The sequence below is a fragment of the Syntrophus sp. (in: bacteria) genome (assembly GCF_040768185.1).
Classification (GTDB): domain Bacteria; phylum Desulfobacterota; class Syntrophia; order Syntrophales; family Syntrophaceae; genus Syntrophus; species Syntrophus buswellii.
The window spans coordinates 70,096-84,045 of record NZ_JAXGNC010000001.1 but is presented as its reverse complement, the minus strand read 5'-3'; the positions used below and the strand labels follow the sequence as shown (position 1 = coordinate 84,045).

Annotated in this window: 11 protein-coding genes; 6 read left to right on the top strand and 5 right to left on the bottom strand. The window is 54.3% G+C overall.

Annotation, left to right across the window (positions count from 1 at the left end):
• Window positions 1-176: 176 nt before the first annotated feature.
• The 4 genes from AB3175_RS00380 to AB3175_RS00365 all read left to right on the top strand — a co-directional run bounded on the left by AB3175_RS00380 (window position 177) and on the right by AB3175_RS00365 (window position 7,298).
• Window positions 177-2,108: an aconitate hydratase gene (locus AB3175_RS00380; protein ID WP_367358963.1), complete on the top strand. Its 1,932-nt coding sequence runs from the start codon at window positions 177-179 to the stop codon at window positions 2,106-2,108.
• A 96-nt stretch (window positions 2,109-2,204) separates the two neighbouring features.
• Window positions 2,205-3,428, top strand: coding sequence for an NADP-dependent isocitrate dehydrogenase (locus tag AB3175_RS00375; protein ID WP_367358962.1), 1,224 nt, complete (start codon window positions 2,205-2,207; stop codon window positions 3,426-3,428).
• A gap of 67 nt (window positions 3,429-3,495) precedes the next feature.
• Window positions 3,496-4,560: a 23S rRNA (adenine(2503)-C(2))-methyltransferase RlmN gene (gene rlmN, locus AB3175_RS00370; RefSeq protein ID WP_367358961.1), complete on the top strand. Its 1,065-nt coding sequence runs from the start codon at window positions 3,496-3,498 to the stop codon at window positions 4,558-4,560.
• Window positions 4,548-7,298 carry a UPF0182 family protein gene (locus AB3175_RS00365; protein WP_367358960.1) on the top strand — a complete coding sequence of 917 codons (2,751 nt, stop codon included), beginning with the start codon at window positions 4,548-4,550 and terminating at the stop codon, window positions 7,296-7,298. The genes rlmN and AB3175_RS00365 overlap by 13 nt, the downstream gene beginning before the upstream one ends.
• On the opposite strand, the gene AB3175_RS00360 is transcribed toward AB3175_RS00365, so the two are convergent.
• The 5 genes from AB3175_RS00360 to AB3175_RS00340 form a co-directional block, all read right to left on the bottom strand.
• Window positions 7,295-7,762 carry a lytic transglycosylase domain-containing protein gene (locus tag AB3175_RS00360; RefSeq protein WP_367358959.1) on the bottom strand — a complete coding sequence of 156 codons (468 nt, stop codon included), beginning with the start codon at window positions 7,760-7,762 and terminating at the stop codon, window positions 7,295-7,297. The genes AB3175_RS00365 and AB3175_RS00360 overlap by 4 nt on opposite strands.
• A 419-nt stretch (window positions 7,763-8,181) precedes the next feature.
• Window positions 8,182-8,922 (bottom strand): hypothetical protein, encoded by a 741-nt coding sequence (locus AB3175_RS00355; RefSeq protein ID WP_367358958.1) that lies wholly within the window; start codon window positions 8,920-8,922, stop codon window positions 8,182-8,184.
• 86 nt (window positions 8,923-9,008) lie between these two features.
• A complete protein-coding gene (locus AB3175_RS00350; RefSeq protein WP_367358957.1) occupies window positions 9,009-9,836 on the bottom strand; it encodes a tetratricopeptide repeat protein in 828 nt (275 codons plus the stop codon).
• Window positions 9,833-10,438 (bottom strand): HD domain-containing protein, encoded by a 606-nt coding sequence (locus tag AB3175_RS00345; protein ID WP_367358956.1) that lies wholly within the window; start codon window positions 10,436-10,438, stop codon window positions 9,833-9,835. Before AB3175_RS00345 ends, AB3175_RS00350 begins: the two co-directional genes overlap by 4 nt.
• A complete protein-coding gene (locus AB3175_RS00340) occupies window positions 10,435-10,656 on the bottom strand; it encodes a hypothetical protein (protein WP_367358955.1) in 222 nt (73 codons plus the stop codon). Before AB3175_RS00340 ends, AB3175_RS00345 begins: the two co-directional genes overlap by 4 nt.
• Window positions 10,657-11,180: 524 nt before the next feature.
• On the opposite strand from AB3175_RS00340, the gene AB3175_RS00335 reads away from it, so the two are divergent.
• Both AB3175_RS00335 and AB3175_RS00330 read left to right on the top strand, forming a co-directional pair.
• A complete protein-coding gene (locus AB3175_RS00335; RefSeq protein ID WP_367358954.1) occupies window positions 11,181-12,842 on the top strand; it encodes a LysM peptidoglycan-binding domain-containing protein in 1,662 nt (553 codons plus the stop codon).
• Window positions 12,842-13,816, top strand: coding sequence for a tRNA 4-thiouridine(8) synthase ThiI (locus AB3175_RS00330; RefSeq protein WP_367358953.1), 975 nt, complete (start codon window positions 12,842-12,844; stop codon window positions 13,814-13,816). Before AB3175_RS00335 ends, AB3175_RS00330 begins: the two co-directional genes overlap by 1 nt.
• Window positions 13,817-13,950: the final 134 nt, after the last annotated feature.

Here is a 13,950-nt window from a genome sequence, read left to right as displayed (position 1 = left end):
TTGTTCATCCCTTCGTTCCCGAAAAAGAGCGGACAGAACGGGTCACCCCTCTGCGGCCCGGAAGGTCCTGCGGGCAACCGCCGTTCTGTGATCCTCCTGTCCCCCTGAGAACAAGGAACTCGCGGGATGGTTCATTTGGAAAAAAATACCTGAAAAATCTGGGGAAACGTTCTCCTATGAAAAAAACCCTGACGCAGAAAATTCTCGAACATCACCTTGTTTCAGGAACCTGCATCCCGGGAAGGGAAATAAGCATTCGGATCGATCAAACCCTGACCCAGGATGCAACGGGGACCATGGCCTATCTCCAGTTTGAATCCATGCATGTCCCCAGGGTCAAGACCGAATTGTCCGTCAGTTATGTGGATCACAATACGGTGCAGATCGGATTCGAGAACGCCGACGACCATCGATATCTTCAGAGCGTTGCCGAAAAATTCGGCCTTTATTTTTCCAGGGCTGGAAACGGCATCTGCCACCAGGTTCATCTGGAGCGTTTCGGCAGGCCGGGCAAAACCCTCATCGGTTCCGACAGCCACACTCCCACAGGCGGAGCCCTGGGAATGATCGCCATCGGCGCCGGAGGCCTGGATGTGGCCCTGGCCATGGCGGGCGAGCCTTTTTATCTGACCTGCCCAAGAGTCATCAACATCCACCTGGAAGGGCATCTTCAGCCCTGGGTCTCGGCAAAGGACATCATCCTGAAAGTGCTCGATCTTTTCGGGACCAAGGGAAATGTGGGGTCTGTCTTCGAGTATGGAGGCCCCGGTGTGGAAACCCTGTCCGTTCCGGAACGGGCAACCATCACCAACATGGGGGCGGAATGCGGCGTCACAACATCTATTTTCCCAAGTGACGCAATGACCCTGCGTTTTCTGAAAGCCCAGCAGCGGGAGGAGGACTGGCTTGAATTTGCGGCGGATCACGGCGCACAATACGACCGTGTTGTGGAAATCGACCTTTCGAAGCTGGAACCGCTGACGGCGATGCCCCACAGCCCGGGCAATATCGCGCGGATCAGGGACTGCGAACCCGTCCCGATCCGGCAGGTCTGCCTGGGAAGCTGCACCAATTCCTCCTACAAGGATCTGGCAACCGCCGCGAAAATCCTGAAGGGCACAGTGGCCCATCCCGATGTCAGCTTCATCATTGCACCCGGATCAAAGCAGGTTCTGGAAAATCTGGCCCGGGACGGTTACCTTGCCGATCTGCTTGCCGCGGGGGCCAGACTCATGGAGAATGCCTGCGGCTTCTGCATCGGCAACAGCCAGAGCCCGCCGTCAGGCTCTGCATCCCTGCGCACCTCCAACCGCAACTTTTTCGGACGCTCTGGAACGAGGGACGCCCAGGTCTATCTGGCCAGCCCCGAGTCGGCCGCGGCAGCCGTTCTCACCGGCCATCTCACGGATCCCCGCGATCTGAATCTCCCCTACCCCGACATCTCTCTGCCTGAGCGGTTTCATGTGGACGACCGGTTGATCATCGAGCCGATGGATCCCGAGAGCGCCGCCGGAGCCCCCATTTACCGGGGCCCAAACATCGGCCCTCCGCCGGCCAACGAACCCCTCCCGGATTCCCTGGACGGCATCGTCACGCTGAAGGTGGGAGATCACATTACGACGGATCACATCATTCCCGCGGGCGAACGGATGAAATACCGCTCCAATATACCGAAATACGCGGAATACCTGTTCGAGATCGTTGATCATACCTTTTTCCGGCGGGCCATGCAGATCAAGGAATCCGGCCATTCCAACATCATTGTGGCCGGAACATCCTATGGTCAGGGCTCCTCGAGGGAGCACGCCGCAATCTGCCCCATGTATGTGGGTGTCAAGGCGATCCTCGCCAAGTCTTTTGAGCGCATCCATGCGGCCAACCTGATCAACTTCGGTATCCTGCCTCTTACCTTCCTCGACGAGGAGGACTATGACCGCCTGGCCGATGGGGACAGACTGCTGTTCCCGGATATCCGGAGCTCCCTTGTCGATGGGGACCGAGTGCGCCTTTTAAACGATACAGGGGGGACCTCGATGGAAGTGGCCTTCGAGCTTACCAACCGACAGAAAAAAATTCTCCTGGCCGGTGGTGTTCTAAATCGCTTTTGAGGTTTCTGTCCAATGACGGCTGCATCCTATCCGGAAGACACTCGGCCGGGAAAGAGCGGCAGGAAAACATCCAAACATCGGTAGGAAAGATCGTTCATGAAAGCTAAAATCAAAGTCCTTACGCCCCTTGTCGAACTGGACGGCGACGAGATGACCCGGGTCATGTGGCAGATGGTCAAGGAGAAGCTTCTCCGGCCTTACCTGGAACTGCCCGTGGAGTATTACGATCTGTCTCTGGAGCACCGGGATGAAACGAATGACCGGGTGACGGTCGACGCGGCAGAGGCCATCAAAAAATACGGCGTCGGGGTAAAATGCGCCACCATAACGGCCAACGAGGATCGCGTCCGGGAGTATCACCTGAAGGAGGCATGGAAAAGTCCCAATGCAACCATCCGGTCGGCTTTGGACGGTACGGTCTTTCGAAAGCCCATCCTGGCCAGGAATATCCGACCGGCGGTTTCGAGCTGGAAGAAGCCCATTATCATCGGCAGGCACGCCTATGGAGATGTGTACGACAACAGCGAAATCCGCGTGGACGGCCCTGGAACGGCGGAGCTTGTGTTCACCCCCGCAGCGGGAACTCCCGTTCGAAGGAAGATTCATGATTTTTCTTCGCCGGGCGTTATTCAGGGAATCCATAACACCGATGACTCGATTGCCAGTTTTGCCCGCTCCTGCTTCGCCTTCGCCCTGGATCAGAAGATGGATCTCTGGTTCAGCACCAAGGACACGATCTCGAAAATCTATGACGCCCGATTCCGGGAGATCTTTGCCCGGGAATATGAAACGTCCTGGAAAGAGGCCTTTCAAAGGGAGGGCCTCGACTATTTTTTCACCCTGATTGACGATGCCGTCGCACGGATCATGAAATCGGAGGGGGGCATTCTCTGGGCGCTTAAGAATTATGACGGGGATGTTCTGTCGGACATGATCGCCTCGGCAAACGGGAGCCTGGCGATGATGACCTCCGTCCTCGTTTCACCGATGGGCTGTTACGAATACGAGGCGGCGCACGGCACGGTACAGAAGCACTACTACAGGCATCTCAGAGGCGAGGAAACGTCCTCGAACTCTACGGCATTGATTTTTGCGTGGTCTGGTGGGCTGCGAAAACGCGCCGAATTCGATTCCACACCGGAAGTCGCCCTTTTTGCGGACATGCTGGAGTCCGCCACACTGGAAACGATCGAAGGGGGGAGCCTGACGGGAGATCTGCTCCTCGTCGCCGAACCGAGCCCCCACAACCGCAAAGTCGACACCCCGGGTTTTATAAACGCCATCGCAGCCAACCTGGAAAAAAGGCTGGCGCAGCGGTAACATCAACAGGAAAGGCCCCGGGTGCCGCAAAAGACGGCATCCTGCCGGAAAGACTGCAATCATCGTATTGGCTATGAAACGAATCAATATCCGAGATCTGTCTCTTGAAGAAATCGAAGCCTTGATTTCAAGTCTGGGAAAGGAGCGATACCGGGCCCGGCAGATCATGAAATGGCTGTACTCCGGGGGCGGTGTGCAATCCTTCGAGGAAATGACCACCCTCTCCAAACCATTCCGCAGCCAGATGGAGGAACTCGCCTTCATTGGACTCCCCGAAATTGAAAAAATCCAGGCTTCAAAGGACGGAACCAAGAAGATCCTCTTTCGCCTGGAAGACGACCTCTTTATCGAGAGCGTCCTGATTCCCGGCAAAAACCATTGGACGGCCTGCATCTCCACGCAGGTCGGGTGCCGCATGGGATGCCGTTTCTGCCTGACCGCCCGGCAGGGGTTCAGGCGCAACCTCAGACCTTCGGAAATCACCGGTCAGCTGGAGATCATCCTCTCTTCTCTGCCGGAAGGGCCCAACGTCCGCAGCATCGTGCTGATGGGGATGGGAGAACCCCTGGCCAATTACAGAAACACGTTGAAGGCCCTTGGCATCCTTACCTCGGATTACGGCTTCGGCTTCTCGAACAGGAAGATCACCCTCTCCACCTGCGGTGTGGTTCCCATGATCCGGCAACTGGGGCGGGACATCTGCATCAACCTGGCGGTTTCCCTCAACGCCCCGGACGATGCGGTCCGGAACCAGCTCATGCCGGTCAACTGGAAGTATCCCCTGGAAAGCCTTCTTGCAGCATGCCGTGATTATCCCATGCCGGGCCGCCGCATGCTGACCTTCGAATACATCCTGATCGACGGCGTCAACGCGTCACCGGCCCATGCAGAAATGCTCTCCCGCCTGTTGAGGGGAATCCGCTGCAAACTCAATCTCATCCGATTCAATGAATTCCCCGGGTGCCCCTTCAAGTCCCCTTCGGAGGATACCGTCCTGGCCTTTCAGCAGATTCTGGTAAAACATCATTTCACCGCCATCATCAGGGCGAGCAGGGGGCGCGACATTCTGGCCGCCTGCGGCCAATTGAGCGGTAAAGCCCTTGAGGAGAACACATCACAATGCCTGGTCTAAAGGTGCCGTCTACAGGGACCCGCAGTTACAAAGGGTTGATTTTCTTTCTGGCCGCCTTTATCGGCATCAGCTTCTTCTGGCAGATCATCCGTCTGCTCACCGACTGGTTCTGGTTTCAGGAAGTCGGCTACGAGCCGATTTTCACCGTGACGCTCTGGAGTTCCATTGCCTCAGCCGCTTTTTTCGGTGCGCTGTTTTTTGTGATCTTCTTCTTCAATCTTTACCTGGCCGACCGCCTTTCGCCGCCGTCCGGCGTGACCGACCAGCAGGGCTCCTTCCCCCATCCCCATCGACTGCCCACCCTGGGTCCGCTTCGTACGATCATTTTTCTGCTCTCTCTTCTCTTCAGTTACGCTGCCGCCATGAAAGCGGCCTATCTCTGGAAAAGCATCCTGAGTTTCTTTTATGCGGTCCCCTTTGATCTGAAGGATCCCCTGTTTCACTATGACATCGGTTTTTTTGCTTTTCGGCTGCCTCTTCTTCAGGAACTTTCTTCCTGGCTTTTTTCAACCCTGATCCTTACTGCCGTCGCTACGGGCATTCTCTACTTTCTCCGCCGCTCGTTTCTGTTTTTCCCGCCGAAAACATTCCATGTTCTCCCCGCGGCAAAGACGCACCTTCTCATCCTGATCGCCCTGCTTTTTTTCCTGGGGTCTTTCGGCTTCTGGCTTCAACTGATGGAGGTGCTGTTTACAAAGCGGGGGGTGGTCTTCGGTCCCGGCTATACCGATACAACAACCCAGCTGTCGGTCCTCCGGTTGCTCATGGTTCTCAGCATCCTCTGTGGAGCCTCTCTTTTCGCCTTTGCCTTCGGGAAGTCCTGGCGGATACCGGCAGTCTCCGTGCTGCTCCTGTTGCTGGTCATGGTGATCGGCCGGGGCCTGTATCCTTCCTTCATCCAGAAATTCAAGGTTGTCCCCAACGAGATTGTTCTTGAGCGGCCCTATCTCGAACACAATATCCGGTATACAAGGATCGCCTACGGACTCAATCATATAGAGGACAGCGAATTTCCGGCGGACAATACGCTGACCCAGCAGGACCTGGTGAAGAATTCTCTGACCATCAAGAACATCCGGCTGTGGAACCATGGCCCCCTTTTACAGACCTACAGCCAGATGCAGGAGATCCGGACGTATTACAAGTTCCTTGATGTCGATAATGACCGCTACATCATCAACGGGGAGTATCGCCAGATCATGCTTTCACCCCGGGAGATTTCCTACGCGTCGCTGCCCTCGCGAAGCTGGGTCAATGAGCACCTCACCTATACGCATGGTTACGGCGTTGTCATGGGTCCGGTCAACCGAATTTCCCAGGAGGGGCTTCCCGAATTTTTTATTCGTGATATCCCGCCGGTTTCTACCACCTCCGTCGTCGTCAAACAGCCAAAGATCTACTACGGGGAAAAATCCAATGACTATGTCTTTGTCAACACGAAGAGGCCTGAGTTCGATTATCCCGTGGGGGACAAGAACGTCTATTCCCGCTACGACGGCAAGGGAGGGGTGCCTCTCTCCTTCTTGAAGAAGCTGCTTTTCGCGGCTCGCTTCGGTTCGTTGACGATCCTGCTGTCCGATGACATTACCCCGAAGAGCAAAATCATGTTTTATCGGGACATCGAGGAACGGATTGCCCGGATTGTGCCCTTCATCCGCCTCGATAAAGACCCCTATCTCGTCATTACCAAGGAGGGCAGGCTTGTCTGGTTCGTCGATGGTTACACCACCACGACCAGGTTTCCCTATTCCGAACCCGTTGCCGGCATCGGCAACTACATCCGCAATTCCCTGAAGGCGACCGTTGACGCCTACGATGGAACGGTTCAGCTTTATATCAGCGATCTCAACGATCCGATCATCAAGACCTATGCCCGCATGTTTCCAGGCGTTTTTCGTCCCCTTTCCGCAATGCCGGCAGATCTCCTGAGTCATATCCGTTATCCCGCCGGCATGATGTCCATCCAGGCCAGAATGCTCCGAACCTACCACATGGAAGACCCTCAGGTTTTTTACAACAAGGAAGACCTCTGGACCATCCCCCGTAAATTCGGTGCGGAGAACAATGAAGAGATGGAGCCTTATTACACCATCATGAAGCTTCCAGAGGAAAGCAGGGAGGAATACATCCTCCTGCTTCCGTTCACACCCAGCAACAAGGATAACCTCTCGGCGTGGATGGCCGCCCGCTGCGATGCACCAAACTACGGGAAAATGATCGTTTACCATTTTCCGAAGCAGAAACTCGTCTACGGAACACGCCAGATCGAAGCCCGCATTGATCAGGATACGGAAATCTCCAAGCAGATTTCTCTCTGGAACCAAAGCGGTTCACAGGTGATCCGGGGCAGTCTTCTCGTGATCCCGATTGAAAAATCGCTTCTTTACGTCAGTTCCCTCTACCTGGCGGCGGAAAAAGGCCAGCTTCCCGAATTGAAGAGAGTTATTGCCGCTTACGGCAATGCCATCGCCATGGAGGAAAACCTGGAATTGTCCCTTCAGCGGATTTTCGGGGGAAAACTTTCCCGGGACGGCGAGACGCCGACTGCTGAGCCTCGGACGGCAGCCGTTCAAGGCAGCGGGTCCGTTTCAGAAGAAACGGACCGGGGAATCGGCCTTAAGGCTCTGGAGCATTATCGACGGGCCCAGGATTTTCTGAAGCGCGGGAATTGGGGCTCTTACGGGGAGGAGCTGGACAAGATGGCGAACCTGCTGAAGAAGCTGGAAAAAAAGGACTAGATGGCAGGCAGGGTTAAACGATTGCTCTGAAAGGCACTGATGACCCGCTGGGTAAACGTGCTGTTCGGATCTTTGTGATCCGGCATCCTGGCCAGATGTCGCTTTGCCCGGTACGGCCCCACGTTATAGGCATATAAAGCCTTCCGGAGCGTTTTGAATTCATCAAGCAGCTGCGATAAAAAATACACGCCGATTTTGATGTTTGTTCTCGGATCAAAGAGATCTAAAGAGCCATTGCTTGCGGGGTCGGCCTTTCGAACAATTCCCCGGGCTGTTGACGGCTTCAGCTGCATAATTCCTTTTGAGCCGTCGGGTGAAACGGCATCATGCCTGTAGTTGCTCTCCACTTCCATCACGGCAAGAACAAGGCGGTAATCCACATTGCGAATCTGCGATTCTCTGCAGACGGTTTGGGCAACAGCCCGCAGATTTCTACCGCCCAGTTTTGCCTTCTTATCCTTCAAGTGCTGCTCAACTTTGCAGACGACTGCTTCGGACGCTTTACTTTCCCCGGCTATTGCCTCTGAACCGGAAAGATCAGGGAAGCCCAGAAAGATAATGATGAGGCATGATAAAACACTGAAACACTGCTTTCTGTATTTTCTCATGGGCGCTTGGTTAACATAAGAAAACTCATTATGTCAACCTTATTTTTTATCAGCTAATTCCTTAAGCCAAACTTAAAAATTCGGCTGAGGATTTCCGCCATGATCCTCTTGAATTTCAGGAGCATAAAATAACCCGATGTGTCTGATATAATATGGAAAAGCATTCTTCAGAACAAAAGGCGGGGACTCATCCTTCCCAACGTCGATGGAGGGGTTCCAGGCCCGGATCGCCCTGGACTGTTTGCGCAGCGTGTTCGTTTTTTATCTTTTTTTTGTCACAGGGGCATGAAGAGCCGGAACGTCTTGCCCGTTTCGATGTCCCGCACCATCAGCCGAAGCTCCCGGGCTTTTTTCGCCTCCCCGGGAAAGAAAAGGAATCCATGAGCGATTTCTCCCGCCTGGATGGCCCTTTTTTCCAGAGAACGGGTAGCGAGATCTTCGTTGATTTCCCGCTGGACGTCAGCATCGGTCATCCCCTTGATTCCTCCAAGGGTTGCTCCGGCAGCGGCTCCGATGGCCGCACCCTTCCCCAATGCCTCCCCGACATTGGTCCCTGTGACGATGCCGACGGCTGCTCCAAGAAGGGCCCCCGCCGCACCACCCAGCAAGCCCGTGGTCGCCGCTTCAGGGGCCACCTTTCCGAATTTGGTCGCCTTCTCGATCCGGTCATACGCCATCCGCGCGTCAAGAATCGGCCACATGTTGCTTTCTTCATCGATCAGCCAGGTCTGTTCCGGAATGATCTCCAGGGGCGAGGGCCCCTTGTTGTCAAAAACAACCTGAACAGGAAGGATTCCGGCGCCGCGGATGTCAAAGCCGAATGCATTCTGGGCCTCCCGGTTGTCATCATAGGACCGTGAGGCAATCTGAGCACCGGCCGCCGACTGGACATTGGGGTAGGCGGCAGGGACTTTGAAGGGAACCACCTGCCTTTCATACCTTGTACAGGCAGAAAGAACGAAGATGGCGACAAGTACAGGAATGATACAACACCAGACATTTTCTTTCTTCATCATGACACATGTTCTCCTTGATGCAAACGGCGATTCTTTTTCCGGCATACCTGCCGCGACCACGGATGAGAGCAGGCATCTTCCGCAGGTCAGCGACGGAAGGACAGTTCCCGGATCTTCTTTCTGGATTTTTCACCCCACTCCGTATCGGGCGCCAGCCGGATCACCTCCTGGAACGCCTCTTTCGCCTTCTCCCTGTTTCCCTGCTCGACAAAACATTGCCCGATCCAGTAATAGGACTCTGCCAGGGCGGGAACCAATTCTACCGACTTCTGCAAATGCTTGAGGGCTTCATGGGGACGCCCGGAGGCGAGAAGGGCGATTCCCCAGTTCTTTTCGAGAAATGGCAAATCGGCGGGTTCAGGGTTCTGTGTGCTCGCCAGGCCGTACTGCTGCAGTGCGGCCGCATAACTCCCCTTGTGGTAATAGGCCAGCCCCATATTGTAATGAGCTTTTGCCGGTGTGTCGTAAAGGATGTTGGCCAGGGCCTTTTCAAAGGATTCTATGGCCAGATCCCACTTTTCCATGTTCAGATAGATCGTCCCTAGGAAGTTGTGCGCCTCCGAGTAGTTGTTATCCAGGCTGATGGCTTTTTTCATCTCTGCGATGGCGAGCTCCTGAAGCCCTTTGCCGCTGTAGGCGATCCCCAGCAGGTAGTGGATCTTTGGATTCGCTTCCCCCAGCTTCTCCGCCTTGAGCAACTCCTTCAGTGCGGAGTTATATTCCCCCGATTGCATATAGGCGACCCCTATGTTCATATGGGATTCCGCCTGCTCCTGATTGACTGTGACACATCCCGCCACAAGAAAAAGCCATGAAAACCATACCCCGACGGTGAAAGAAAAGACCCTGGTTCGCCTCTGGCCGGTTCTGCCGCTGCCGGCAGGGAAAAGCTCTCGATTACGATCGTCCTTCATCTTGCGCTGTCTGCCCCCTTGGAATATTTTCCCTTGTTTCCGTTAATCCACCAATCACTCTTATCCTGAAACCACCAGTCGGAGGAATCCGTCTCCAGGATCTGATTCGCCGTTTCACGCGCGCTGTCCGTGCAGAGGCGTTGAATGGCGAAGGTAATCCACTCTCTACTGTATTTATTACCAAGATCCCCGTATTCCTTCAACTGAAGAATCAAGGCGAGCTGATCCGCATCACGGACAATGAGAGACTCCCGGGTCTTTCCCTCGTTGAATTCATCAATGCATGCCTTGATCTCTTCCCCGAAGAAGAGGGTGTCCGTCAGCTCACGGACCGCTTTGCCTTCGTCCACCGTCACGTATTTTTTGTTCACGTAGTTCATATCGCCTGTCCTGGCTTCGGGAAGGTCATGGAAAAGGCACATTTTTAACACCCGGCGCTCGTCAATGTCCTGCTCCAGCTTGCAGAGGGTATAACCGATGAAAATCGTCCGGAGGATGTGCTCCGCAACAGATTCACAACCCGAACCGAGAAATTGAAAACCCGTCCGCGGAGTCTTCTGCAGCATGCCGACTTCAAACAGAAAATTCACGATCTCTTTCACTTCGCATCCTTCTTCAACGTCTTGATCCGATTGGCCATCATTTCCGACACTTTTTTAACCTGGAGCTGCAGAGCGGCAATCCCCTCGGGCTTCATGGCCACAATCCTGTCCAGTTGATCCTTCCAATGCTCAATGACGGCCACTTCATTTTCCCGTACCCTTTTTTCAAACCGCGTCTGCACTTCCTTCAAAAAGGCTGCTTGATCCTCTTTAGCCACGGCGAACCCCCTTCTTTTCTTTGTGTTTCGAACCTCTTCATTCCTGTCCCGGTCCGGTCCGGCGGCTTCACCACCTCTTCACGGCGCTGCAGGCGGAGTCTCGGCCACGCAGCCCGTTCGTCCGCTGTGGAATGAAATGCGGCTGAAATGATGCCCTGTTTCTGCGGGAATTCCAGCGCCTGAATATCCGGGTAATGCGGCCTGCCTGCAAGGAATTCCCTAAATAATCCTTGAATTTCCTATAACATTTAACTAAATCTTGCAAACATGAAGTTGTCGTTGCCTTGACTTCAAAAAATTGACATTCCTCTACAAGTTCGATATGTACTTCAGGCACTTTAACTTTTGCGGTCATGGCCATGTCGATCGTGTCAACTCCATATGGAAACACCTTCTCGGCTGGCGGTCCTGTCGGCTTCTTCACGGATGCGGCGTTCTTTCCGCATCGCCTCTAAACCGCTGCCCGGCGATATTCAGCAACCATTGGAATGACCTGTCATTGACCACGACTTGAGGATACTTACATGAACAAATGCCTTCTGCTGTTCTTGATTCTAGGGTCCTGGTCTCTTCTGACACAGCCTATCCCCACTTCGGAAGCCAAGGAAGATACGGCCCATATGGTGCTCCGCAAAACCGCGGGAACCGGAAAGACAACTCAGGAGTATGTAGTCCGGAAGGGGGACAGCATCGATCGGATCGTCAAGCAATTTCTCAAGAACTCCGCGCACCGCTACACGCTCATCAGAGAACTGAACCCGGACTTGAAGGACCTTCACAGGATTTACCCCGGCCAGACGATTCTTCTTCCCGTCCTGGCAGAAGAAGGAAAGGAGTCCGTTGCCCCTGCACCGGCTCAGAACGGTCAGGTCGTCCCATACCAGGTCAAAAAGGGGGATTCCATCATTCGGATCCTGAAGCATCAGTTAAAGCTTCAAGAAGCCGAAGCCCACAAGGCTTTGCGGATTGTCAGCCAGGTGAATCCAGGGCTCAAGAACCTCAGCCGCATTTCGATCGGCCAGACGATCATGCTGCCGGCCATCAGCCTTCTGACGTCTTCACCGGCCGTTCAGCCCGAACAGAACGCCGAAAAGAGAAGGGTGGAGATCAAGCCCATCCTCCCGCCCGACAAGGACATGGCTCTCCTGAAACAGCTTCTCGGCAGAAGCCACGGAAATCTGAATCAGAAAGGCAGTTATTTTCTTCCCCTGCCGCAGATGGGGCGGGTTACGATTGACTGCAGCGCCATCCCGGTGGTGGAGTTTGACGACGGCAGCACCATTCTGCTGGATTTTGGAAACAGGATCCCGGACTCTCTGCAGAGGCTGATTAAAGCGAACTGGAAAAACTATTCCGTCCTCAAGGTCAAACCGTCCCAGGATATCTTCCTGATTCTCCAGGAAATCATGAACGCCTCGGGCTCCTATTCCATGCGAAGGGGGCTCAAACCAATCCTGTTGGAGAGGAATCCGCAGGTGCTGATTAATCTCGACTGGATCATCACAACAAAAAACCCCACGGCGGACAGACCTAGTTTTCATGGCATTCTCCTGGTTTCCGACAAAACGCGCCTCCTTCCCGGGCAGATCAGACAATATGCCTCCCAAAAAGGGTTTCAATTCACGGAAGTGGTCAATGGAGAGATTTCCTTCCCACCACCTGCCGACAAATCTCCTCCAACCCTGCAGCCGAAATCGATTGACGCCGTCGACCGGATGGATTTGATCTTTAACCTGTTGACTGAACTGGGCTACAGCCCTGCAAGAAACCAGGAGATCAGGCTCCTGGACAACAGCAGCGCCGGATTTCATCTGTCGCTGAAACCCGATATTCTCCTTAAAACAGAGTCACGCGAAATCCTCATGTTTACGAAAAAGCCCCCTCGGCAGTTTCTGGAGGTCCTGTCGAAGCAGAAAAAGGAGGTCCTCCTGGTCAATACCCGGCTTTCCAAAAAGGCCAATCTCAGCCAGGTTCTTTCGGCGCTTTCCCTTCCCGACGCCTTCGATAAACGTTACGCATTCTATATCGCCGAACGGGGCAGAAAAGCGACGATCACCGTCACCCTCTCCGCCTTGAAAATTGAACGGCCGAACCGCAGTCCCCTGTTTCTTGTCGACTGCAGCCTGGACCCCAATCTTTATTCCCTGCTTCATAAGGATTGGAATGTGGAACTGGTTCAATATTGATGACCCGGGGGCTTGCCGTATTTTCCGGAGGTCTTGACAGCATCCTTGCCGTCAAGGTCATCCAGGATCAGGGAATCGATGTCCTGGGGATCACCTTTGAAACCCCCTTCTTCAGCGCAGGGAAAGCCCGCCGCGCCGCCGCGCAAATCCGCCTTCCCCTGACCGTTCTGGACATTACCGACGAACATCTGCGGATGCTTCTTTCCCCCAGGTACGGATACGGAAAGAACCTGAACCCCTGCATCGACTGCCACATCCTGATGATCAAAACGGCGGGGGATAGAATGGCTGAACTGGGAGCGGATTTTATCTTCACGGGTGAAGTTCTTGGACAGCGGCCCATGTCCCAGGGAAAGCAGATGCTCGAAGTGATTGCCAAAAATTCCGGATATCGCGATGATCTCCTGAGGCCGTTGTCCGCCAGGCTGCTGCCTGAAACCAGGCCGGAACGAGAGGGGATCGTTCAGCGTGACAGGTTATTGGACATTTCGGGACGGGGCCGGAAAATACAGATCGAACTGGCCGATTACTACGGAATATCCGATTACGACCCCCCTGCCGGCGGCTGCCTCCTCACCGATCCGATGTTCACCATACGGCTTAAGGATCTTTTCAGCCACAAACAAGATTTTTCCCGCCGGGATATTGAACTTTTGAAAGTCGGCCGCCACTTCCGTTTGAACGAATCAACCAAAATCGTGGTGGGCAGAAACCGCAATGATAATGAAACAATCCAGAAGTTGACGGAGAAAGGGGATGTCACGGTTTACATGACCTCTTTCCGGGGGCCCACCGTTCTGATTCCCGGGGGCGGCAGCGCTGAAGTGCTGCATCTGGCTGCGGCAATTTGCGCCCGTTACAGCGATGCCCCAAGGGATGCCGACGTCACCGTGACCTGCCTATGTGAAAGCCGGACCTCTTTTGTCGACGTTACGGCAGCCTCACCGGAAATCATCGCCACCTGGAGAATTTAGCGCCCCCTGTTTTTCCTCTTCATATAACCTGTACCCTGCGAAGGGCCTTTCGTTGAACACTCCTCGAGGAACAGCCCTTCGCCTTTTCCGACAGGCTCAAAAATTCCCATTCTTATCATGCAATACCGATGTTG